This window comes from Photobacterium arenosum (assembly GCF_014841115.1).
Lineage (GTDB): Bacteria > Pseudomonadota > Gammaproteobacteria > Enterobacterales > Vibrionaceae > Photobacterium > Photobacterium arenosum.
This window is the reverse complement of the sequence record NZ_JACYTP010000014.1, coordinates 92,016-117,143: the sequence shown is the minus strand read 5'-3', so window position 1 is coordinate 117,143 and position 25,128 is coordinate 92,016. Positions and strand designations below refer to the sequence as shown.

Genomic DNA, 25,128 nt, shown 5'->3' with positions numbered 1-25,128 from the left:
ATAATGTACGTGTGAAGTCCACACCCCGGTTGGGGAAATTACCGGGTGGTCATGATAAGAATCATATCAAAGGCAAGACTGCCACGATAAAAACACATCGAAGACAAGAAGATTTCAGCTGGAGTACAGGCGTGTGATGCATATGAAACTGAAATCTTGACTCCATACATGAGGGACATTGTCACTTTAGCTAATCTTATATTTAATGAAATGCATATGTGATCAATATATTAAATTTATTCATAATTTCCCGTTATTATGCGTTTCTTCTTGCCTAATCATTTCTGATTCTGTTCAATCGCGATGTTGCACGTGTGTTTGTGTGCATATCATGGGGTTATGAAACTCCCATTCAGAACGATCACAAGGATGATGACAATGAAGTTGAAATTCTGTCTTACTTTTGCTGCTTTAGCGCTCTCGGTAACTTCAGTGAGTGCTCAGGCTCGTAACTTTGATTTACCCTCTGGCTGTGAGTACGGACGAGTAAAATCTTATGATTTTAAATCAGAGGATGTGAGGGGTGCTGTCGAGAGTGGCTACAATATTTATAATGATCCACAAACCTACCCGGATCCTTCTAACCCAGATCAAACTGATTATAATCAGGAAGAATATGCCAACTTTTTTGAGTCGCTGATTAACCTTTTCAACTCGTTTGACTATTTGCGGGTGGAAGTGCCAAAGCATGTGGTTCAGGATGAAGTATTCCGTGCCAAAGGCAATTTATTTGACCGCTATGCTAACGTGCATTTCAACAATTCAGAGTTCGGCTATGTCGGCAAAGATAAATCAAACCTCGATGCCAATTCCTATCTTAATATGAAGTTTTCACGTACTTACGGTTACGGCCTGGTTTGGATAAACCGAGCTGGCGGTATGTGTTCAGCTGAAGGTGTCTGGGTACAGAAAAAACCAAGAATTGTGAGTGGAAGTGCGACCCACGCTTCGGGCAAAGTGCAGGCCAATATACAGTACCTGATTGATAAATATTCAACAGCAGCGAAGGACACCAGCGTGAATGCCCGCTTGATTATTCGTGTTCGGGATGATTTATATGGCCAGACTGCCTCGACATCTGTGAGCCTGAGTGCATTGCAGGGCAATACAACGATCAGTGTTACGCCAGCTAATCCAGGTATAAATAGTGTCAGCGTTACTTTGTCTGACGGAAAGTATACCGATGGTATGTCTTTAGGTTATGTGAGAGTGCCGGGCACGCCGAAACCGCCATGCCCAAGATGTCAGCCACTTTAAGTATGGCAAGTAAGTAATTTATTAATAGATCAGGCCCGGTGCTGGGCCTGATCTGTATATTAACTGACTTTAAAAAAAGCCATTTCTTTTCTGAGGCGTTGGGTTAATGTCGAAATATCATTATTTGCCAGTGTCGTCTGGCTGGCATTCTCAGAGTTTTTCTGCACGATCTGGCTGATTTCTTCCAGCCTGTGAGAGATATCATTCGTGACAGAAGATTGCTCTTCCGAGGCGGTAGCGACTAAAGCATTGACGTCTGAAATTTGTCCAACCTGCTCTGAAATCGTTTTGAACGCATCGGACAAGGCCTGAGTAATAACCTGAGACTCTGAAACCATGTCTGTGTTGAGTTTCATGTGTTCATCTGCAAGTTTGGATTGTTCCTGAAGCTGGCTGATGATTGTTTGAATATCTATGGTCGACTTTTGTGTTTTGGCTGCAAGTGCTCGGACTTCATCGGCAACAACCGCGAACCCCCGGCCTTGTTCACCGGCCCGGGCTGCTTCTATAGCGGCATTGAGCGCCAGTAGGTTGGTCTGCTCTGATATGCTGTTAATCACATCCACCACTGAGCTTATCTTTTCTGAATGCTCTCTTAATTCGTTGATTATTCGTGCGGACTCTTTCATGGATACACTGACACTTTCAGCAATAGAATCGGAGCGTTGTAGTGTACTTGAGCTGGCGTTGATGATGGTGATAGCTTCAGTCGCTGCAGTTTCCGCCGAGTGCGCGTTGTGAGCAACATCAGATGCGGTTGAAGACAGTTCTGTGGCAGCGGCTGCGACTTGCTCTATTTCAGATAATTCGCGCTGGGCATTCTCTGAGTTGCTGTGTATCACTGTCGATATTTGCGTTTGGTTTACGGCTAACTGCTCCTGAATTCGCTCTGAAGACTGGATGATACTGAAAATACTTTGCTGAAGTGCAGACAAGGATGACGATATCAAATCAAGTTCGTTATTGGCTTTCGTCATTTTACGTGGAGTGAAGTCGCCATCAGACATTTTTTGAATACTGTCAGTAATTTCAGGCAGTACACGTAATTCCTTACGTATGATCCAGAATGAAAAAATGAACCCGGTAATACAGGCAGCGATAAGCAGTAAGATTCCCAGCTGAACATCTGCCTCATACTTTCTTTTACTTGTTTGGTAAACCTGTCCAGAAGCCGTTATCTGAATGTTAATTAAGTTGTCTATTTTATCAGAGAGAGGCTCTATACGGTTGTAGACTCTGTGGACGATTTGATGCTTAGCATCAGGCTGGTTTCTTGCCTCTCGTAAAAGTGTAACAAGATCTTTCTTTATAGCATTGATTTCAGCTGTCAGTGTTTTTGATATGGCTTTTTCATCGGCAGTTAACTGGGTTGAGTAATAGCTTTCCCAGGTATCTGCAACTACGTCTTTTGCTTTTAATACGGAAAATTCCAGTTCTTGCTGTGAGAGTGTACCGATATTCCACTTGTTGAATGCATCAACAATATCAACCGCAAAGGCATCAGAAATTGTTTTTAGTTGTTGCAAAGGAATGACACGATCAAGATAGATTGAGTTCATTGCATTTAGTGTGTCTTTATTTCCAGACATTTGATTCCAGAAAAGTATGAACATAAATACACACAGTGTGACAGGGACTGCGAAAGTTTTGTGAATATATTTTTTTTCATATGAATTTAAGCTTGATGCTGAAAGCGTATAAGAGAGGTAGTTTGCATGGTTAAGATAAATAATAATATCTTTTCTAATTTATTTTTTATGCAAATGACTGAAAATCACGCTGTTGTCGTTCAATCTGCCGTTGTAACTGCCACGTCCCGGTTGGGGCGTGGCAATGCCATTGCGTACCGTCGGTTATTTCGACGGGTATTCAGACCAGCTGCTGCCATCCAGTGTGACGTAGTTTTTTCCCTGAACTCTGATGACAGTAGAGCCTTCGTTTTGAGCCACCACAGGTGTGGCTGGCAGGTTACTGATCAGCGAGGCAGGGTCGACGCTGCCACTCAGGTACGGGTTTTGCTCTAAAACATTGGCAATGAGCTGAGATAACGCCAGATAGCTGGACGGTGATGCCACACGCGCTGTCTCGCCGGTACGGACGATGTTCTTGCCAAAAACTCTTAAGCCAACAGGGGTATGTACAATTGAAGGCGACGGAATTTCCCGCATCCCGGTTATCTGCATCCGATCGCCTTTCATACCTGCACCATGTTCTGGCACCAGTACCACCACGATATTGCGGCCCGATTGTTCCAGCGACTGGAAGAAAGCGTACAGATCGTCGAGCAGGTTTTTCAACCGCAATTTGTAGCTCACCAGCCCGGTGGATTGGTTACCGTGAATGATCCGGTTACCGTCATGCAAGGAAATGGTGTTATAGAGTGCCACAACTTTGTCGTTGCCTGCTTGCTGGCGCTGCTGCCACCAGTGATTCAATACGTCTTTATCGCGGTAAATCGGTGCACCGTCAAAAGACTTCTGGTACGGGCTAAAACCCGTTTGTGGCATCAGATCTGCCACCACATTACCTTCGGTTTTAATCAACTCAAGGAAGTTGTCGAAGATCCCGTCGTGGTTCATCACCAGATTTTCTTCAAAACCCAACTGCTTCAGGTTTTCGAACAGATAGCACTGCTCAGACGGTGCACCCGCAAAGAGCTGGCTGTGGCTTTCCTGCCCGCAACTGGCTCGCAGCAGACGGATCACGGCTGGCCCGCTGTAGGAGGTTGCCGCATTGAACTGATCAAAAAGGATATCGAATTCTTTAAACAAAGGATGATCGTCCAGCCCGGCGATATTGATATCGTCCCAGGCGACTGAGCAGATACTCAGGAATAAGAGATCGAAGGGCGCTGCATTAACGGCGTTGTCATCCAGCAGGACTTGCCGTTTTGATTCACGGGAAAAAAATTCAGCCACGTACTGGTTCAGGGAGGCATCATCCGTCCCCGCCGGCACGTTGGCTGCATTGGCATTGGCATTGGTATTGGTATTGGCATTGCCGGCAGGCCGGGTGATCGGGGTATTGTTCTCAACCGTGCCCTGATCTGCAATCACAGGCGTTATCTGGCCGGATGGCAGACTGAAAAACAGCATCGCCGCCATGACCAGTACCGATACACGTAAAAAGCGATTGAGCAGGTAATAACCTATGCCAACGGCAAAAAGGCCCAGCAGCGCCTGGAAAGAGAAAAACCGGCCTGCCAATTCGAACAGATAACCCCATTCGAAATGCATCAGTTGGTTCATTTGCGCCCACAGGCGGTCTAAAGGCGGCAGAAAAGAATCATAGTGCAGCAACCAGGCCGCGGCAGGTACTGCAATGACGATCTTGATGGCTGCCAGCAGGCGAGAACGCAGCGGCAATAATAGAAAGAGAGCCAGCGCTATGTTTTCCAGCGGATGGAAATCAATCGTGCCCTGCAGATACAGGGCGAACTTTGCAATGAAATAAACATTCCACCACCCCAGTCCTTTAACCTGCTGTGATGAATGAGAAGAGAGTGTAATCGTCATAGTCTCTGCTTAGTAATAAAATTCAGTCTTGTTCAAAGTAGCGGGAACGCCCGAAATACTTGCGATGGAAACGCTTGCCCAGTGTGATCAGGTGGCGCAGGTAATAACCCAGTACCATGCCTGTTAACAGGCTTAACCCTGCAGTGAGCAGAAAATCATCAATGTTCATGATTCACCTTTTAATCGAATGCGTTTGGGTGCGGCAAAAAGGGCCGTCATCTTATCCTCGGTGCTATTGTTTTCTGCAAAAATAGCCGGTTCAGTGGTGATTTTTTTTATATCGGCACACACAGTCAGTGCCTCTTTACCGACCACTTCCAGCTCTTTTTCCAGATCATGATGCGCACTGATGACGCGAACGGTCTGGAAGAGATCCCGCACCGGCGCATCAAAAATATTATTGAGTGCCGTATGGATATCCGTTTGGCGAATGGCGCTGAACAGAACATATAACGCATGGTGGCAGGCGGTAATCACATCGCCATCACGCCGGATATGGCACAGCCGCAGACACTCATCCGGTTGCATTCCTGGCAGCAGCTTGAGTTTAACCAACACCACGTCCAGCTGAGGCGAGGTAAATTGCTGCATCACAGTATGGCAATATTGGATAAATGTCTGATTGTCCAAGTATCCCCTGGCATTATAGTTCGGGTCGTTTAACAGCAGCTCTTCAGTATTGTCTGGCAGCAGGCGTGTCATGCGTTGCCCTTGTATCGCATCAACCTGGCTCATCATCCTTAAAAAGGGCAGGTGATAAGGTACAATCAGGTTCACGCCGGCACTCAGCAGGAAGGTTTCATCGGCATAGCGCAGGCACTGCCTGACTTCTCTGATGATGATCTTGAGCCGCGGCCCGGCTTTTTGCCGTAAATGCAGGCAGTCGACAGCCAACTGACGGATCTCCTCCGGCGACTGGCAGGACAAGATCAATGTCGTTGAAGGTGGGGTTGTTAAATCACTGATGATCTCTGCATTGTTCGCCGCCAGCTGGACATGCGCAGGAAGCGGGATATCGTCATCCACAACGGCATGACTCATCACAATCAGCGCCGTGTCATCCTGGCTGCTGAGTGCCGCAATATTGGGTGTTGACACCGGCACGGCAGCCAGCACGCCATGGGCCGTTTTCTGCACAACGAATGTTTTATCGGATTGAACACCATCGGATTTCGCCCAGAAATGTACCTGGTAGCTGTATTTGTCGTCACTGATCATACTCATGGAAGCCAGCCCCGCCAGGTGGTGGTTCAGTGCCAGTAACGCCGGTTTCAGTGAGGTGGAGGTTATAGAGCCGTACACCAGAAGTTGAATAGTCAGATCATTGCTGGTTGCGTGATCGTTAAGTTTTTTTAAAACAATAGTGAGATTATCTTTATTAATATTGGCGAAAAATATATCCGGTACAAAAAGGACGGCGAGCGATTTTTTCGTGGCTTTTAACTTGATGATATCATCGAGCAGCAAATGAAAATGGATACCATTTTGGCTTTTATTCCGATTCAGAAATAAGATTTTCTTACACTTTTCCTGTAACGCCGCTGAAATTTGACTACCATCTTGCTCGCTCAGGCCGGAGTAAAAATTATCTTTGTTTGTAAAGCAAGTGAAACTATTGTTTTTATTATGTTTAATGATTGATGTCAGATAATTAATGGCCAGAGTTTTTTGGGCAAAAAGATTGACATAAACAGACGGAAAATTGTTTATTTCGACAAAGTGTGTAAAGTCTGGATTTGTAGACATATAAAATACCAGTTGCTCGCTATCGGCACTTTTCCCGCTTCTTTAAGCTTGCAGAGGCACCATCACAGTAAGAACACGACAGAAAAAGATGTTACTAATATAATAAGATCATATAGAATTTACTCAAAATGTCGAATCATTCATCTGGTTTATCTTTGCACCGACTGAAACCTATAAAGAACTGTTCGTTTTACATGTGGGCAATGTACTGATGATGAGATTTGATTATGAACCGAAAGGCATACATAATTAACTGTAATATTATCGTTGTTTTCCGGTCACAGTCATTAGCGTTTATAGCTGCAAGTATTAAATCTAATAAATAGGGACATGATTTTTTTGTGGACCAAATGTTAATAATGAACAGGCGATAATGTAATAAACGTTAGTGCCTGTTTGTTTCTTTGAAAATTATGTACTTAAATATAGTTTGTATTAATGGCATTGATAAATTCTATTAAGTAGTGGTGAATTATTGTGGTAATGCCTGCGAAAGATGTTGATGCAATTTATGCGTCTTATAACATGACTAATCATGATTATGTCGAATTAAATGAAAGCGAGACCTATTCAAAAGTAAAAAATAAGTGGTTGATATTAAAAAGTAAAAAATCACCTCACGGGACAAAGCAAGCCAGAACTGAAAACAGCAGCCAGGCCGATATGGTATGAAAAGGATCGGGATTCTCAGCTTGCGTGGCGGCGCCGGGGCGACAACAGTCACGGCAAATCTGGCACAGGCACTAGTGCAAGTACAGAAAAATGTGCTGGTGGTTGATGCTGTTGATGCTAATTTGCTGCGTTTACACCTCGGATTGCCTATTTCCAGCGTTGAGGGGTGGGCCAGTCACATGTGTGCGAATACCGATTGGCAGTCAGCGGGCTTTGAAAGTCCCAATGGTGTGACTTTTTTGCCTTTTGGCCAACTGCCATTGCATAACGCCAGACAGTTTGAGGCTAACCGCGGCCCTTATCTGGCTGAGATCCTTGAAGCGCTCGGGCGGTTTGAGGTGGGTGACAATCAGGATCACTGGCAACTGATTCATTTGGGATCGTCGGATCTGGCGTTACTGGAGGATGAAGCCTTTGGCTATTTTTTTGATACCGTTTTGGTGGTGCTAACCCCTGATGCCGCCTGTTACAGCGTGCTGCAAGATGTTTTCGAAACCCAGGCTGTTTTTAACGATGCGCCTGTCTCAGCCAAAGTGCGCTATGTGCTCAATCAGTATCAGCCTGAAACCGAGATCAGCCGCGATTTCATGCTGGTGATGAAAAGAGAGCTTGGCGCTGAAATGTCACCGGTATTGTTACACCGGGACATCGCTCTGATGGACAGTGTGGCAAATCTGACCACAGTGCAGCAGTTTGCCCCAACCAGCCAGGCGGCAAAAGATTATCAGTCACTCGCCTTTTGGTGCGTGTCGCAATTGTCAGCCATCCAGTGTGTTTCCTGAGCCTATGTTCAACACCTTAAATCTGGTTTTTAAATCCTGGGTTATTGAGCAGTTCAAAGTGCAAAAGCTTGCTTATGAGCGCGAGCGCAATACACCTGCTTCCCACACAGGAAATCTCATACTCGGGTTGTGGTTTACCTTTGCGTTTGTGTGCCTCAAGCCGCAGATTGCCGGCGTGCCTGCATGGCGTTTACCTCTGATTTACTACCCGCACATCAATTTTGCTTCCCCTTCGTTGCTGGATCCTGTGCGTTTTGCGCTGCAGAGCCTGTGGCTGCTCTGTGTTAGGCCGCAATCGCCGGGCCATCTTAAAGCCCAGCTGCAGGCGGGCACCAAACAGCTGATCCGCCGTGTGAAAGGCATTTTCTATTTACCCTTGGGGCGCATTGCCAGCCTTATTGAATGGCTGGAAAAAAAAGCGACCGACGCCGACACGGAAGATCTTAAAGCGGTATTGAAAGAAACCAAAACCGGGCGGATGATCAATGTTCTGCTGCTGATAGCAGTGGTCTCACTTGCTATGATCTGTTTTACCGTGCCGTTCGGGTTGGAAGCCCAGATGGTGTTTGTTCTGTTGTTGTGGGCGCTGGCCATGATGTGCCGGCGAATGTCAGGCCATTTTCCGACCTTGCTGTTGATCATCCTGTCGGTCACAGCTTCGTGCCGCTATCTGTGGTGGCGCTATTCTTCTACGCTGAACTGGGACGATCCTCTGGCGTTCATACTGGGCGTTTTACTGTTACTGGCAGAAACTTACTCTTGGATCGTGCTGATTTTAGGCTACTTTCAGAATATCTGGCCGCTGAACAGAAAACCGGTTGCACTGCCACCAGAGACAAAAGTTTGGCCTACAATTGACATAATGATACCGACTTATAATGAAGATCTGGACGTTGTGCGTGCCACTGTGTACGCCTCTCTGGGCGTCGACTGGCCAAAGGATAAGCTGAATATTTATATTCTGGATGATGGTAAGCGAGACAGTTTTCGCGATTTTGCCCAGGAAGTTGGCGTGCATTATCTGCGACGGCCAACGAACGAGCACGCCAAAGCGGGCAACATTAACTATGCCCTGCAGCGCTCACAGGGAGAATTTGTGGCCATCTTTGACTGTGACCACATTCCGGCCAGAGCCTTTTTTCAGCTGACAATGGGCCTGTTCCTGAAAGATCCGAAACTGGCGCTGATTCAGACACCACACCACTTTTTCTCGCCGGATCCGTTTGAGCGTAATCTGGCCAATTTTCGCGATGTGCCCAACGAAGGCAACTTGTTTTACGGCCTGATTCAGGACGGTAACGATCTGTGGGATGCCACTTTCTTTTGCGGCTCATGCGCCGTTCTGCGCCGCGGGCCACTGGAAGAAGTCGGTGGCATAGCGGTGGAGACAGTCACTGAAGACGCGCATACCTCACTGCGGATGCACCGTCTGGGCTATCACTCGGCGTATCTGAAACAACCGATTTCAGCCGGTCTGGCAACGGAAACCCTGTCGGCGCATGTCGGCCAGCGAATCCGCTGGGCCAGGGGCATGGCGCAGATTTTCCGGGTGGATAATCCGCTGACCGGCAAAGGACTCAAGCTGTCCCAGCGGCTGTGTTATGCCAATGCCATGCTGCATTTTTTGTCGGGCATTCCCAGGATCATTTTCCTGACCGCGCCACTGGCGTTCTTATTGCTGCACAGCTTCATTATTTATGCACCGGCGCTGGCGATCATTCTGTACGTGTTACCGCACATGGTGCATGCCAGCATGACCAACTCGCGGATGCAGGGGGAGTTTCGCTATTCATTCTGGGGCGAAGTGTATGAAACCGTCCTGGCCTGGTATATCGCGCGCCCGACCACAGTGGCACTGTTTGCCCCGCATAAAGGGCAATTTAATGTCACCGCCAAGGGCGGGCTGGTTAAAGAATCCCATTATGACTGGGTGATTTCCCGGCCCTATCTGGTGCTGGTATTGCTGAATGTGGTTGGGCTCGGCATGGGCCTGTACCGGTTGGGATGGGGGCCGGAGAACGAAGTGGCCACTGTGCTGGTGAATATTGTCTGGACCCTCTACAACCTGCTGATCCTCGGCGCGGCAGTGGCGGTGGCTGTTGAAGCCAAGCAAATACGCCGTGATCACCGGGTTGACGTTTCTATGCCGGTGGCGGTGAGACTCAGATCCGGACACCTGCTGCAGGCTGAAATGAAAGATTTCTCGCTCAGTGGCTTGCGAGTCCAGCTGGGTGAGCAGGACAGTGAGCGTCTGGATGTTCAGGTGAATCAGATACTGGAGGTGGTGCTGAGTCGCGGTCTGCAATCCTATGTATTTCCGGCAACCATCGCCTTTAGCGGCAAAGGTATGCTGGGGCTGCAGCTCAGTGAGCTCAGCACGCAGCAACAAATTCAGTACGTGCAATGTACATTTGCCAGAGCAGACATCTGGGCGAAGTGGCAGCAGTCTTATCAGTCTGATAAGCCCATGTCGAGTATGAAATCTGTGCTGCAGGTCGGCTGGAACGGATACCGCCGCCTGATTCAGCACAGCCCGGCCCCAGTTGCTGCGCTGGCACAGGGTGTTTCACTCTTTGGTGGCCTGATTTGGTCACTGAGACCACGTAATGTCCCCAACAGGGCTTAAAAAATGAAAATCAATAAAACAATAAAAACAACGGTTGCCATACTCAGCAGTCTGGGTACGGCGGCAATGGCCAGTGCGCAGGCCACGGCAGTTAACGCCGATTCAGCGGGAGTCACGACGCCTTCACATATTCACTCGGCTGTTATCCAGCGAGATCTGCCCTTCTCACAATTGGGCTTTAATGGCTCTATCGGTATTTACGGCAGTGAAGCCAACGCCAATGTCGGCTTTGGATCGCGTCTGGATGAGGTGATAGCCAAAGCCAACCTGCATTTTGATGTCACGTCATCCCCGGCGCTGCTGGCACTGGTGTCTCACATCAAGGTGTACCTCAACAATGAATTGATGGGGGTCGTGCCGGTCACGGATGGCCAGCAGGGCAAAAAAAGCAGCGTGTCTATGCCGCTGGACTCACGTTATTTCAGTAACTATAACCAGATCCGGTTTGAGCTGATTGGTAACACCCATAAAACCTGCTCTAACCCCAATGATGCCAGTATCTGGGCGGAGATCAGCCAGAGCAGCCGGGTCGAACTGTTTGTGCAGAAAACCCGGCTTGAAAGCGATTTGAGTGTATTGCCGGCGCCATTTTTTGATCCCCGTGATTTTGGCAGGTTAACCCTGCCGGTCATTATGGGGGCTGACTATGATCTGCCGGAGATAAAAGCGGCGGGCGTGCTGGCGTCTCATTTTGGTGCGCTGTCGGGGTGGCGGGGAGCGCAATTTTCGCTCTTGTTCGATCAACTGCCAGAGCAGCATGCTGTGGTGTTTGTCACTAATGACAATAAACCCGATTTTCTGCGTGACTTCCCGGATGCCGACGGGCCGTATTTACAGGTGATCACCCATCCGACCAACCCTTATGTCAAGCTGCTGCTGGTGCAGGGGCGCGACAGTCAGGATCTCAATACCGCGGTTCAGGGGCTGGCACTGGGTACCCAGTTGTTAACCGGGCCAATGGCGAAGATCAATCAGGTGCTTCAGGTCAAACAGCGCGTCCCTTATGACGCGCCCAACTGGGTTGATACCTCAAGGCCCGTGGCGTTCACCGAGCTGGTGGAACAGCGCAGTCAGTTGCAGGTGGAAGGCCGCACCCCGCCACCGGTACGGCTGAGTTTTCAGCTGCCGCCGGATTTGTTCACCTGGCAGAGCCGCGGTATTGCTATGGATCTGCACTACCGTTATTCGCCGCCAATGAAAGATAACTCTGGCTCTCGGCTGACTCTGGGGATCAACGATGAGTTTGTCGAAGCGTTCAACCTGACAACAGCCGGTCAGGGTGGTGAATCCAAGCGTGTCCGGGTGCCATTACTGGATGACGGTTTGCTGGGCGGCAGCGACCGGGTACGGATTCCGGCGTTTAAAGTGGGCAGTAAAAATTTCATCGATTTCGAATTCGGCTTTGCCTCTGTCACGGAGGGGAATTGCCAGATCACTCAGCCGAGCAAACAGTATGCCGTGGTTGACGGCGACTCGACCATTGATTTCAGTGGCTTCCCGCATTATATCCAGATGCCGAACCTGCGCTCCTTTGCAACCTCCGGGTTCCCGTTTACCCGCATGGCAGACTTGTCGGACACGGCAGTGGTTCTGCCCGCCTCTTCGTCAGTTGAAGCGCTGCAAACCTTTTTGAATGTCATGGGCCGGTTGGGTGCGGATGTCGGTTACCCGGCTATCAAGGTCACGGTGACAGACCAGTGGGACAGCGCGACGCTGAAAGGCAAGGATATCCTGAGCATAGGTGTGGCACAGGAACTCACTCAGGCGATTGGCGAACCGGATCAGGTGAATCTGGTTCTGCAGTCCGGGCTGCGCCAGATCCGCCTGCCGGGCCGCAACGAAACCTTATCAGGCATGAACTGGCTGGGCAGGGCGTCTGACAATCCGGAGGCTGTCGATCTGGTGTCGGTCAATGCCAGCGGCAAGTTTGCCGCCATCACAGGCATGGAATCTCCGTTCACCAAGAAGCGCAGTCTGGTTGCGATCATGGCTGCCAGTCCGCAGGCATTCAGCCTGGTGGATAATGCCATCATTGATTCGGGGAAAGTGGAGCACATGTCAGGCTCTGTGGTGATCCTGCGTGATCAGGAAGTGGCCAGTTATAACGTCGGCCAGCATTATTTTGTCGGCAAGTTGCCGGTGCTGAAATTGATCTGGTATCACTTCTCCAATCACCCTGTGCTTGTCGCCAGCCTGGCGGTGTTGCTGGTGGTGATTGTCACTGTCTTCCTGTGGCGGGTGCTGCGGAAAATTGCCGCCAGAAGACTGGCACGCAGCGGGGAAGAGGCATGAAAAGCCTGATAATTGTGCTGAGTCTGCTGTTCAGTACCCACAGCCTGGCAAACCGCTGTGAATGGCCGCAATGGCAAGAGTTCAAATCGGCTTACCTGATCGATGGTCGTGTGATCGATGGCAGTGACGAGCGCCGGATCACCACATCCGAAGGTCAGTCGTACGGCTTGTTCTTTGCCCTGATAGCCAATGACAAACCGGCCTTTGCCGCCATGCTGGACTGGACGCAAAGCCAGCTGGCAGAAGGCGATCTGACGGCGCGCTTGCCGGCCTGGCTGTGGGGAGAACAGCCATCGGGACGCTGGGGCGTGCTGGATGATAATCCGGCCTCAGATTCAGATCTCTGGATTGCGTACACGCTGGCAGAAGCGGGCCGCCTCTGGAATAACCATTACTACCAGTCGCTGGGCCATTTGATGGCCAGCCGGATATTGCGTGAAGAAGCCGTGGATATCGACGGCCTGGGCACTGTGCTGCTGCCGGGTTCGGTGGGGTTTGAACTGGAGAACGGTCAGTATCGGGTCAATCCGAGTTACCTGCCGCTGCAACTGATTGCCCGGATGGCACACCTTTACCCGCAATACCGCTGGACGTCGCTGTACCGCACCAGCCTTGCCATGATTCTGGGCACTATGCCTGCAGGTTTCAGTCCGGACTGGGCCACGCTGGCCAACGGCCGTTATAGCGCAGATCAGCAAACCGGGCCGGTGGGCAGCTATAACGCCATTCGTACCTACTTATGGGCAGGCATGCTCAGCGAAGATTCGAAAGATAAAACGACACTGGTGAAGGCAATGCAGCCCATGGTGGCGGCTACTGCGGCTTTGTCGGCCCCGCCACGCACGGTGAACACTCAGTCGGGCCAGTATCAGGAGCAGGGCAGTGCCGGATTTTCTGCCGCTATGCTGCCCTTGCTGGCCGCGTCAGGTGAAACCGCGCTGTTGCAGGCTCAGGCCGGGCGGGCAGCCAAGCACCTCATCAGAAACCAGGACGATCATTATTACGACAATGTGCTGGCGCTGTTTGGCGAAGGCTGGCACCAGCAACGTTATCGCTTCGGCGTACAGGGTGAACTGGAGCCAGCATGGGAAAAGGGATGTCAGTAACTGTTTCGCTAAACGCAAGTATTCTGATTGCACTGGGTCTCAGCGCCGGGTCAATCAGCCTGTCCGCTTACGCCGGTATTGTGCCGGCAACACCCCTGACACCGCAGCAGCTTGAGCAGGTCTATCAGCCGGCAGACGCGGTGACCACATTTTCCGCCGTGCCATCAGATAACAGTTCGGTGGCGTTTCTGGTTAATCAGATTGAGCTGGCCACGGCGTTAGGTCGCGATGATATCGTTGAGAGTGCGCTGGAGCGATTACTGGCGATTGACAGCCAGCACCCGGACGGGCTGTATTACCAGGCACGGTTGCTGATCAAACAAAACCAGCTTCAGCAGGCCCAGGAAGTCCGAAATCAGTTAAGAGCCAGCTCGCCGCAGTCGGTGCAGCTCAAGGCGCTGAATGATCTGATTGCCATTAACGGCCGCAAAAAAGCCGACTTGCAGCAAGCCAGATTACTGGTGCGCGCCGGTCGTTATGAGCAAGCGTTGAAAGCCTATGATGCGCTGTTCCCCAATGGGATGCCCTCGGCCGAGTTGCAGCTGGAATACCTGCAGGCTGAAAGCAGTCTCAGTGAACGCTGGGAAAGCGTGAAGCAGGGGCTGGAGCAGCTCAATGCCGCGTATCCCGGCGTGCCTTCCTTTCAGCTGGCGCTGGCAAATCATATTCGCCGCCGCGATGCTGCCGATCCCTGGATTCTGGCGACTTACCGCCAGCTGGCACTGCGTTCGGATATCGGCACAGTGGCCGCCAATGCCTGGTTGCGCGCGCTGGATCAGCAGCCGATATCGGCAGAAGTGGCCGAACAGTACGCCATTGTCGCCAGCTATTTTCCGTCTGATACCGCTATCAATCGCGCCAACCGCAATGCGCAGGCTCGCTGGGAAACTGAGCAGACGCTGCGCAAAGATCCCACCTATCTGGCCAAACTACAGGGGCTGGCGCTGATAGAGCAAGGGACATACCCGCAAGCCAAAAAACAACTGGAATACGCTTTAACCACGCGCCCGGACGATCCTGACATTCTGGGCGGCCTCGGCATGGTGTACCTGCGCCAGGGGCAGCAGGGTAAAGCACTGGATTACTTCCGACAGGCGCAGCAGCTCGACGATGATCCCGACAATGTCAGTAAGTGGCAGTCGCTGGTGGAAGCGTCTTCTTACTGGGCGTATCTGGATGAAGGTGATGCGCTGAGACAAAAAGGCCAACTGAATCAGGCAGCGCGCGCGTATCAGAAAGCCATGCCAGTGAATGCCGCTGAACCCTATGCTTACCTCAAACTGGCAGAACTGTATCAGCAGCAGCAGAAATTTGCTGACGCTGAACAGGCTTACCGGCAAGCTTTGCAGCGTGATCCCGGTAATGCGCAGATCGTACGCGGCCTGGTGAACCTGACACTGGAAAGCCAGGGGCTGGCGGCGGCGATTACCTTTGCAGAGCAGTTACCCCCGGCCCAGCGGCGGCAACTCCGCGACACCTTACTGGAGATGAAAACCCAGTCTGTGGTGCAACAGCTGAGCAGCGCGCTGGCTGAGAATGACACTCAGGCTGCAGAGCAATTTGCCAAACAATTACTCCAACTGGATCCTTCCTCCCCCTGGCAGCGTCGCGATATTGCCGATGCTTTAGTCGCTGCCGGGCAGCGCAACCGGGCTGACGCTCTGATGCAGCAATGGGCCGCCGGCAGCCGCGACCCGGAGATGCAGTTCGCCTACGCCTTATACCTGAGTCAGGCCGGTCGGGACGATGAGGCCATTGCCGTGCTGTCTCGTGTGCCTGCTGCCAGACGCAGTGAGGCCATGCAGGGTAATTTGCTGCGGCTGCGCCTTGATCAGTCACTGGCTGATCTGTCTGTCCGCTATCAGGCCAACCCGGATGCCGTGCGCCAGCAACTGCATTCGCTGGCGCAGCAGTATGCCGGTCAGCCAGACGTTTTGTCGCGGCTGGCGGTGACATGGGCCGGTTTAGGCGAACGCCAGCAGGCTGAGAATCTTTACCGTCAGTTAACCCTGAGCGACGCCTGGTCGGACACCGCCCAGCTTGGCTATGGTGAGCTGATGATAGAGCTGGAGCACTTCAGTGCCTTTGATCAGTGGCTGGACAAGCAGGGGCAGGCGCGTGTTAACGGGCAGCGGGACGTCACATCGCTTGCCGTATTGGGTACGCTTAATACCCGGCGATTGCTGGCAGAAGCGGCGCTCCTGACTGAACAAAGGCAGTTTGGCCGGGCGCAGGCGCTTTATCAGAATGTGCTCACCGGAGCCAAACCTGCCCCCGAGCCTTACCGTACCGATGCCCGGCTTGGCGTGTTACAAACCAGTGCCGCATTGGGAGATAAGGCTGTCTATCAGCCGGTATCTGAGCTGCTGTATGGCAGTCGATCCCTGCTGACGGCCAGACAATTAATGGCCGCCGCCCCTGTGATGAACCGTCAGGGCGAAGATGACAAAGCCCGTGAACTGAACCGTTTACTGAGCCAGCGGCCAGACGCGGATGCGATGGATTACCGTAACAGCATGGCCCTGGCGATGGATAATCAGCAGTGGGCGCTGGCCGAGCAGCGAGGTTATCAGGCACTGAATGCGGATCGCAGCGAAAAAAGCGCGGATGGACAGGTGGTGCAGGCCCAACCACCCGATTTACGGATACTGTATCAAGAGGCTGAGGATTACTGGCTGACCCGTAATGTTAAAGCTGACATTGACCGTCTGCGCGATCGCAGCGACGGTCACCTCATCATCGGCTGGGATTACAGCGCCCGTGACGGGGAAAACAAGGCCAGTCAGGTGCCGATCGAAGCGCGGATCCCACTCGAACAATGGGACGGCCATCTGATCATGCGGGCAGATTATGTCTCACTCGACTCCGGCGATCTGGACTATTACGACAAGTTTGCCGATTCCAATGCGCAGTACGAGGCGCTGCGCGCCCGTGACACCGGGCTGGCCTTTGGCATCGGCTGGCAGGCGGACAACTGGCAGGCCGATATCGGCACCACACCGCTGGGCTTTGCGCAGTCAACCTGGGTGGGCGGCGTCACGCTTGAGGGGGATATTGGCGATTTCGGTGTGTCCGGCACCTTGTCGCGCCGACCGGAAACCAGCAGTGTGCTGTCGTATGCCGGGATGAGTGTGCCGGGATCTGCTCCGGTTGATGGTAACTCAGGAGCAATAAATGCTGACCCAGCCGGGACACTCTGGGGCGGTGTGGTCAGCACAGGTGTCAAACTCAATGCCAGCTGGGACATTGGCGGCCCGTACGGGTTCTGGAGCAGTGTGCAACATCATCTGATCACTGGCGAAAAGGTGGCCGACAACACCCGGCTGGCCCTGCTGGGCGGCGGGTATTACAAACTGATTGCCACGGATGATCAGCGTTTAAGTATTGGCACCAATCTGCTGTATTTTGACTACGACAAAAACCTGAGTGAGTACACACTGGGCAGCGGCGGCTATTACAGCCCGCAGCGCTATGTGTCGCTGTCGCTGCCGGTGAATTATTATGGCCGCTACGACAGCAGCTGGTCTTATCTGGTCAGCGCTTCTGTGTCCAATTCCTGGTCGCGAGAAGATGCGCCCTATCAGTCGGACGGTGAATCAGATAAAGGTGGCGGTTTTGGTTATTCACTGGAAGGCGCACTGGAAAAGCGGGTCAGCAGTCGCTGGTATGTCGGGGTCGCCGTGGACTTGCAGCGCTCTGATTTTTACGAGCCAAACCATTTTATGCTGTATACCCGATTTACCTTCAATGATCGCTGGCAACCGATCGATTACCCGCCTTCAGTGCCCCGCCTGTACAGCGATTTTGACTGATACCCGCAACCGTCACTGACATCGCAACAAATAACAACAGGCGCATGCTGATGCGCCTGTTGGTCAAGGGCTTATTCCCTGTTACTCATCCGGTGTGCAGACCCGGATTCTGTGCCCGTCAGGATCCAGTGCCACAAAAGTCAGGCCGAATACCGCGTCATGCAAAGGCTGCTCAATCACGACACCGGCATTCTGCCATTGGTCATACAGCGCCCTGACCTGCTCGTCACCCGGCACCATAAACGCGAATTCACTGCGGTGGCCCTCGCCGCCGGAGACAAAATTGCGCGCCTGTTCCGACCACAAGCTCAGGTTAAAGCCGTTTTCAAACTCATACGCCACGTAAGTCGGGTGTGCCGCCACAGGCTCACGGCCAAGCAGGCGGCTATAGAAATCTGCGCTTGTTTCAGGGTTTTTCACATACAGCAGCAACAGGTTAGGTGTCATTCTCTCTTTCCTTTGTGAGTTAATCGTCTGTGTGTACAGCGCTGAGATTAGCGCGTGACACTGTCAGAAAGTGGCAGTATCCTTTTGCATATGCGTACCGAACGATTACTCCAATTACTGCAGATCCTTCGTCAGCACCGGCTGCCTGTCAGCGGACAACGGCTGGCCGATGAGCTGAACATCAGTATCCGTACTCTGTACCGGGATATCGCCACACTGCAGGCCCAGGGGGCGCAGATCGACGGCGAACCCGGTATGGGTTATGTGCTGAACCCCGGATTCTTTCTGCCGCCGTTAATGCTCACCGAAGACGAAATCAGCGCCATCATGCTGGGCGTCCGCTGGGTCTCGGCCTTTGGCGATGTGCCGATGGCCAGCGCCGCCGACTCCGCGCTGGCGAAAGTCACCGCCGTGCTCCCCGCCGATCTGGTGCAGGGCGCCAATGAAGTTCCACTCCGCGTCGGCCCGCCCGGTGAGCTTGCCACGGAAGATCTCACCCTGTTCAGAAAGGCTATCCGGCGGGAAAGAAAACTCGCCATCCGTTATCGCGCCGCCGATGGGCAAGAGAGCAGCCGGGTGATCTGGCCGTTTGCGATCGGCTATTTCGCCCAGGGCAGGATACTCGCCGCCTGGTGCGAACAGCGGCAGGATTTTCGCCACTTCCGCACGGAGTGGGTTGTTGATCCGATGATGATGGATCAGGCCTATCCGAGGCGGCGTCATGTGTTGTTTCGGGAGTGGCGGGAGAAGGAGTTAAGACTGCGTCAGGGCTAGGGTGCATAAAGGTACGGCTGGGGATTTTGGTACGGGGGAGGTATGTCGCGCTTGAGTCTGGTGGTTCTTTCGGCATGGTGCGATGCGCGCCAGGTACTCTTTTGAGGCAAAAAGAGTACCCAGAAATGCCTTGTTGTTCTTTGGTGTGGTCCGGGCCGGTTGTAGGCGCTCCCGGCGCCGACAACCTAAAAATTCGTCCTGAATTTTTCCCTGGGGGAGTGGGTTTCTTGAATTTAGATATTGTTGTTGGGCAGAAGTGATTTCAGTCATGCATCAATGACATCAACTCTGTCATTCCCGCGACAGGCGGGAATCCATGTAGCGAGTGCGGTTTCTAAGGCTGAGTGAGTATGTCGCGCTTGGGTTCGGTGATTCTCTTGGCATGGTGCGATGCGCGCCAGTTACTCTTTGCTGGCACAAATAGTAACCAGAAATGCCTTTGGTTTCTTTGGTGTTGTCCGGGGCGGTTGTAGGCGCTCCCGACGCCGACAACCTAAAAATTCGTCCTGAATTTTTCCCTGGGGAAGTGGGTTTCTTGGGGCTTTTGCTTGTTGGGCAGCATTTTTGATGTCGACTATTCATTCTGGCTAATTTTAACTAGTTCAGACCATATCTAAACTGGCCTTAAAGTAAAGACTCTGGGATCAACGTGTGTTTACCCTCATACGACAAACCATAGCGTTTCGCCAGCTTTACCAGCCCTACAGCAGGCAAACTGATATAAGCCTCTGGGGTGCCACGAATCTCACCTTTTGCGCCTTTTTCATAGTCTTTGAGATTCATTTGTAATGCTTTTTCAAAGCTTTGCTGATCACGAGTCACTATAGTGAAAAGGCAAAGGTTGAGGGTATAGCTGCGAGCTCTCCAACCTCCTTTAATGGGATGGGTCAGTGAATTATCCAGCGCTGATTGAAGTAGTGACTTGCTGAGAGAATCGTCACCGTGCGTCAAGATGTTACGCAGCGCCTGTACGGTATTCACCATTTCCATCGACTTTGAGTCATTCATATCTTTTTCTATGAGCTGGATAAAAGGTACTGACTCACGGGTAAGTGCATCATCGTCAAGAGAGGCTATTTTGAGCAGTAATGAATGGGTCAGGGCTAGGTTGACGCACCCGCTTTTCTCCGGGCCAACAGACAAATGGCGTAGTTCGCACTGATCATCGTAAGCCATGCGATATGGCATGACACCGTTCATGATGGCTTGGGTCAGGGAATCGATGGATTGTTTCCGCTCGCCAAGTAAGGCATAGCAGATGGCCAGCTCTGCGTAATACTCCGAACGACCGTGAAATACGCTTTCTTGCGGTATGTTGTGTTTTTGGTGAAACCCTTCTTTTGCCAGTTGTTCTATCCGTGACAGCTGGTAGTTACTCTCTGTAATCCACTCGCGAATTGTTGCCTCTTTAGGTTGTGTCATGTTGTTTGGCCCTTAAAACAATTTGGATAGGCAGTCCCCCGCGGAAGGTCAATTTCATACGCTGTCTGCTGCGAGATTGAGATAATTTATATGCATTACCAGTATGAATGCGACCGTAATATGGAGTGTTTAGTTATTTTTTGCTTTAGCTGCAGGTATGTCGCGCTTGAGTCTGGTGGTTCTTTTGGCATGGTGCGATGCGCGCCAGACACTCTTTGCGGGGCCAAAGAGTGCCCAGAAAGCCCTTGTTGTTCTTTGGCGTGGTCCGGGGCGGTTGTAGGCGCTCCCGGCACCGACAACCTAAAAATTCGTCCTGAATTTTTCCCTGGGGGAGTGGGTTTCTTAAATTTAGATATTGTTGTTGGGCAGAAGCGATTTCAGTCATGCATCAATGAGATCAACTCTGTCATTCCCGCGACAGGCGGGAATCCATGTAGCGAGTGCGGTTTCTAAGGCTGGGCGAGTATGTCGCGCTTGGGTTCGGTGATTCTCTTGGCATGGTGTACTGCGTGCCAGACACTCTTTGCGGGGCCAAAGCGTGCCCAGAAAGCCCTTGTTGTTCTTTGGTGTGGTCCGGGGCGGTTGTAGGCGCTTCCCGGCGCCGACAACCTAAAAATTCGTCCTGAATTTTTCCCTGGATTGGGATACTCTGATTTCTAACTCATTTTTGGATAATTTCGTGCTAGCGGATTTGCTAAAGTAATGGAAAATGGAACAGCTATCCTGTAGTAAAAGACAATATCTGGTTCATTAGTTCGATGCTTATATCAAGCTGGCAATTGATTGTTTTCCCTTAACAGTTTGATACACAACACAAACTAGTAAATATTCTGAATTGGGGAATATCCGTAATCTTCAAAATGTGCAAAAATATCCATTTATACAGAGACATAGAATCAAAAATAGCTCTGCTAGAACGAGAGTAAACATAACTTATTGGCTTAGGGTGAATGGCACAATCCTGATAGATATCTCATTATGGCTTTGATTGGGGTAAAACTTTGAGTACAAGAAAAAAATCGGCTAACTCTGGTGTCGACGCCTTGCTGGGTTTCGAGTTTCAACGCAATTGTGCACTGTATTTGTTACTAAGCGACTATGGTCGGTTCAAAGGTAGAGAGTTCTTCCTAAGTATCGAACATCACGATGATTTTCTTTATTGCTATAGAACCGATTGTCGAAGCAATATTGAAGAAGTCCACTCTTATCAGGCCAAGAAGCTGTCGGGTAACATCTGGAGAATAAATGAGCGTTTTTCAGAAGTGATAGCAAAAATGCTGGAAGTTGGAAATGACCTCCTAAGTGATGCTGCACCCAAATGCCGTAACTATACGCATGAACTTACGTTCGTTTCTAACTCTGATATTGAGCTTAAATTCACGCCAAACAAAGAAGAGAAAGAAGCAGGGAAAAAAGAATTAACTCATGTCCTTAATGAGCAGAATTGTCGATGCCACTATGATGCTGTACCCGATGTAATTAAAGATACTATCAGTAAAAAAGTTAAGAGCTTTTGTAGCAAGGCCGAAGTTCCATATTACGAGTCAGAGTTGGATAATTTGCACATTCAGTGGGTAGATTTCCCTAGGACAAAACAGTCTCAGAGAGACTGCCTGGTTGGTCTTATGAGCAGGAAATTTCCGCATGTATCGGATGCACCCGCGGCAGTTGAGCTACTTCTAAGTTTGTTCAGAGAGGTTGAAGCAACATATAACCAAGGCAAGGTTATTACGTTGCTCGATAGTTCTAAAAGAGTCGAAGGTGATGAAATCAAAAAAGCCATCGACATCATTGAAACAGAACAAAAGACTTTTAAGCTTTGGAGAGAGCATTCAACTGAATTAGCACGTAAATTTCGGATTCCAATTGGTATTCAAAATAGCTACGAAAACCATATCAAAAATACATTCGAGCTAATGAAAGACATGATGAATAACGAGCATCAAATTATCAAAAGTTTTGTTAATGATCATGATTATTCGATGGACTATTATAGTCATGATGAAATGTTTGAAGCCTACGTTTCTGATATCAAAGGGAAGTACAATATAAATCTAAGGCATATTGATATTTTCTTCACTACTTTATGCGCTTTTGTAGAGCACCACGGAGAAACACTTTAATGAAAAAAATAATAACGTTCGATAAATTGTTCGTCAGCTCAGAATCATATAACGTATGTTTCAACGAAGTGTTTTCACCAGGTGTCAATGTAATAAGCGGTCGGAATACTTCTGGTAAAAGCTCTTTGATTCAGAGTTTGTTATTTGCGTTTGGCGTTAATGATGTGAAGGAGAGTCTTGATGAAATCCTTTTCTATCAACCAACCTTCCGAGTAGATTTTAGGATAAAAGCTGATGATTCCTTTTTGGCATACAGTATCGTCAGAGATCCTAAATCAATATACGTAAAAGAGCCTAGCGGTAAAGTTATTCCTTTCCATGGAGTGAATGCAGACAACAGTGTAGAACATATTAAGCTGAAGGACTACATCAGAGATTTAGTTGGTTTCTCCTTGATTCTTGAGCAAAAAGGAGAGCTTAAATCTGCTCCGCTTGAAAGTATGTTTTTACCTTATTATATTTCTCAGTCAGTCGGATGGGTTTATTTGCGTGAATCCTTCTCTAATCTTCAGTATTACAAAGGATTTAAGGACGACTATTTAGATTATTACCTCGGCATAAACAATAATTTTGATCGAGTAGAGCATAGGAATCTTACTAAAGAGAAAGATAAGTTATCTAATGATATTAGTAATTTAAATAGATATAGTAGAAAGGCTGAATTTCAGTTTTCTAACTTGGTTGATGAAGCTTTTGGTGAAGAAGCTGAAGAATACATTGAAAAGTACATACAGAAGTCTAAGTTTCTTGAGGAAGAGCGAAATACCTATATCAGGTTGTGTAACGAACTTTCTTTACTGCAAAATCATCATAAGATTCTGAAAAGAACCAAGAAAAACATTAAGAGGCAGAATTACAACGACGTTGACAGATGTCCGGCATGCACTCAGGTTTTATCATATTCTCTTGAGGGATTGTACAGCCATTATCAAAAATACAACGACACTGTTGAACTTGAATCTCACATCACACAGAAACTAGTTGACAAGCAGTCGAGTATTAATTCCTCCAAGAAGAAAATGACGAAAATAACTAAAGATATTTCTGATAATTATGGCGTTTTACTGGAAAAGAATGTTGATGGCGTAACCTTTTCGCAATGGGTTGAAAACAAAGCGAACATCACCCTCTACAAGAAGATGCAGGATGATATTCAGTCATCTAAAACGAAATTGGATAAGGTGAAAACGTCTTTAGCTTCGATGGTTACCCAACAAGAAACGTTGTCTGAACGCTTCAAGAAAGAAAAAGCATTTAAAAAGATTTTCGCTAGTTACACAAAACAACTGGGATTAAAGCCGTTGAACGACTCAAGGTACTTGGATTTGTATAAGATTCACTCATTTCCTCGTCAAGGCGTTGAATTACATAAAACTGTAATGGCGTATCATTTTGCGTTAAACGCAATGATAGGAAAATCTGATACAGCACACCGATTTCCGTTTTTACTTGATGCCATTCTCAAAGAAGATATAGATGAGACAAACCTAGAGAATATTCTGTCATTCGTTGGTAATAACTTACCTAGAGATACCCAAACATTTGTATCTATGTCCGAACATGTCAAAGACTCTGATCAAGAAGAGTTGGAAGTAAAACCTATAGAGAGAGTGCGAGTTAAAGATGTTATAGAGTCTTACTTTCCAGAGAGCTCAAAACTTTTTTACATTGGTAACGGCAAAATCGAACGTGGATTTCTTTCTCAGTCACTCGATGATTATCAAGAAATTTATGAAGAAACAATTGATATTACGGCAATCTGATTTGCTTCTTTGATAAAATAAAATTTACTTATTACGTTTATCTATGACCCAATTGCCCACTTCTCCTTTTTCGGGTATGACGGCTTGAGAATGTACATTGGTAGCACAACCACAGGGAAAAATTCAGGACGAATTTTTAGGTTGTCGGCGCCGGGAGCGCCTACAACCGCCCCGGCCCAAGCCAAAGAACAAAAAGGCATTTCTGGTTACTGTTTGTGCCAGCAAAGAGTAACTGGCGCGCGTCACACAATGCCGAGAGAAGCACCGAACTCATGCGCGACATACTCACCCAGCCTTAAAAATCACACTCGCTGTATGGATTCCCGCCTGTCGCGGGAATGACGGTTTGAGAATGTATATTGATGGTACAAAATCAGGGAAAAATTCAGGACGAATTTTTAGGTTGTCGGCGCCGGGAGCGCCTACAACCGTCCCGGTCCACACCAAAGAACAAAAGGCATTTCTGGTTACTGTTTGTGCCAGCAAAGAGTAACTGGCGCGCGTCACACAATGCCGAGAGAGGCACAGGACTCATGCGCGACATACTCACCCAGCCTTAAAAATCGCACTCGCTGTATGGATTCCCGCCAGCCCTGCACAGGGCAATCCCCCTTACTGACATCACACTTTTTAGCATCTATTTAACATCCTAACTCACTGATAAAAAACAAAACACACCCAAATGTTACGCACGTGTTACGTTCGGGTTTCCTTTTGTTACAGTGCGCTTTTCTTGCTTGGGTAGACTCTAACCAACTGGCGATCTGTACCCTACACGCCAGTCATCACCC

16 protein-coding genes are annotated in these 25,128 nt (G+C 49.5%); 10 read left to right on the top strand and 6 right to left on the bottom strand.

Going from position 1 to position 25,128, the window contains the following annotated elements; genetic code table 11:
• Positions 1-378: 378 nt before the first annotated feature.
• Positions 379-1,257: a hypothetical protein gene (locus IFO68_RS18320; protein ID WP_192017262.1), complete on the top strand. Its 879-nt coding sequence runs from the start codon at positions 379-381 to the stop codon at positions 1,255-1,257.
• 59 nt (positions 1,258-1,316) lie between these two features.
• Here the strand turns inward: IFO68_RS18320 and IFO68_RS18315 are convergent, their stop codons facing one another.
• The 4 genes from IFO68_RS18315 to bcsE all read right to left on the bottom strand — a co-directional run bounded on the left by IFO68_RS18315 (position 1,317) and on the right by bcsE (position 6,518).
• Complete coding sequence (locus IFO68_RS18315) at positions 1,317-2,846, bottom strand: methyl-accepting chemotaxis protein (protein WP_192017261.1); 1,530 nt, start codon at positions 2,844-2,846, stop codon at positions 1,317-1,319.
• Positions 2,847-3,110: 264 nt separating this feature from the next.
• Positions 3,111-4,772 (bottom strand): cellulose biosynthesis protein BcsG, encoded by a 1,662-nt coding sequence (bcsG, locus tag IFO68_RS18310; RefSeq protein WP_192017260.1) that lies wholly within the window; start codon positions 4,770-4,772, stop codon positions 3,111-3,113.
• Between the two features lie 22 nt (positions 4,773-4,794).
• Entirely contained in the window at positions 4,795-4,941 is a 147-nt protein-coding gene (locus tag IFO68_RS18305) for a hypothetical protein (RefSeq protein WP_192017259.1), read from the bottom strand.
• A complete protein-coding gene (gene bcsE / locus IFO68_RS18300) occupies positions 4,938-6,518 on the bottom strand; it encodes a cellulose biosynthesis protein BcsE (protein WP_192017258.1) in 1,581 nt (526 codons plus the stop codon). Before bcsE ends, IFO68_RS18305 begins: the two co-directional genes overlap by 4 nt.
• Positions 6,519-7,001: 483 nt before the next feature.
• Between bcsE and IFO68_RS18295 the strand changes: the two genes are divergently transcribed.
• From IFO68_RS18295 to IFO68_RS18270, 6 genes are read left to right on the top strand one after another with little or no spacing between them, the layout of a single operon-like run.
• A complete protein-coding gene (locus tag IFO68_RS18295) occupies positions 7,002-7,190 on the top strand; it encodes a hypothetical protein (RefSeq protein WP_225445319.1) in 189 nt (62 codons plus the stop codon).
• A complete protein-coding gene (gene bcsQ / locus IFO68_RS18290) occupies positions 7,187-7,972 on the top strand; it encodes a cellulose biosynthesis protein BcsQ (protein WP_192017256.1) in 786 nt (261 codons plus the stop codon). The genes IFO68_RS18295 and bcsQ overlap by 4 nt, the downstream gene beginning before the upstream one ends.
• 4 nt (positions 7,973-7,976) lie before the next feature.
• A complete protein-coding gene (bcsA, locus tag IFO68_RS18285; RefSeq protein ID WP_192017255.1) occupies positions 7,977-10,598 on the top strand; it encodes a UDP-forming cellulose synthase catalytic subunit in 2,622 nt (873 codons plus the stop codon).
• 3 nt (positions 10,599-10,601) lie between these two features.
• Positions 10,602-12,890 (top strand): cellulose biosynthesis cyclic di-GMP-binding regulatory protein BcsB, encoded by a 2,289-nt coding sequence (gene bcsB, locus IFO68_RS18280; RefSeq protein ID WP_192017254.1) that lies wholly within the window; start codon positions 10,602-10,604, stop codon positions 12,888-12,890.
• Positions 12,887-13,996: a cellulose synthase complex periplasmic endoglucanase BcsZ gene (gene bcsZ, locus IFO68_RS18275; protein WP_192017253.1), complete on the top strand. Its 1,110-nt coding sequence runs from the start codon at positions 12,887-12,889 to the stop codon at positions 13,994-13,996. Before bcsB ends, bcsZ begins: the two co-directional genes overlap by 4 nt.
• A complete protein-coding gene (locus IFO68_RS18270; protein WP_192017252.1) occupies positions 13,987-17,808 on the top strand; it encodes a cellulose synthase subunit BcsC-related outer membrane protein in 3,822 nt (1,273 codons plus the stop codon). Before bcsZ ends, IFO68_RS18270 begins: the two co-directional genes overlap by 10 nt.
• A gap of 81 nt (positions 17,809-17,889) precedes the next feature.
• On the opposite strand, the gene IFO68_RS18265 is transcribed toward IFO68_RS18270, so the two are convergent.
• The gene (locus IFO68_RS18265) at positions 17,890-18,255 is read right to left on the bottom strand and encodes a VOC family protein (protein WP_192017251.1); all 366 of its coding nucleotides are present in this window, start codon (positions 18,253-18,255) and stop codon (positions 17,890-17,892) included.
• A 90-nt stretch (positions 18,256-18,345) separates the two neighbouring features.
• Between IFO68_RS18265 and IFO68_RS18260 the strand changes: the two genes are divergently transcribed.
• The gene (locus IFO68_RS18260) at positions 18,346-19,029 is read left to right on the top strand and encodes a helix-turn-helix transcriptional regulator (RefSeq protein ID WP_192017250.1); all 684 of its coding nucleotides are present in this window, start codon (positions 18,346-18,348) and stop codon (positions 19,027-19,029) included.
• A 624-nt stretch (positions 19,030-19,653) separates the two neighbouring features.
• Here the strand turns inward: IFO68_RS18260 and IFO68_RS18255 are convergent.
• Positions 19,654-20,451, bottom strand: a complete 798-nt coding sequence (locus IFO68_RS18255; RefSeq protein WP_192017249.1) for an Imm49 family immunity protein — start codon at positions 20,449-20,451, stop codon at positions 19,654-19,656.
• 1,001 nt (positions 20,452-21,452) lie between these two features.
• On the opposite strand from IFO68_RS18255, the gene IFO68_RS18250 reads away from it, so the two are divergent.
• Positions 21,453-22,574, top strand: coding sequence for a dsDNA nuclease domain-containing protein (locus IFO68_RS18250; RefSeq protein ID WP_192017248.1), 1,122 nt, complete (start codon positions 21,453-21,455; stop codon positions 22,572-22,574).
• Positions 22,574-24,337 (top strand): AAA family ATPase, encoded by a 1,764-nt coding sequence (locus IFO68_RS18245; RefSeq protein WP_192017247.1) that lies wholly within the window; start codon positions 22,574-22,576, stop codon positions 24,335-24,337. The genes IFO68_RS18250 and IFO68_RS18245 overlap by 1 nt, the downstream gene beginning before the upstream one ends.
• Positions 24,338-25,128 lie beyond the last annotated feature (791 nt).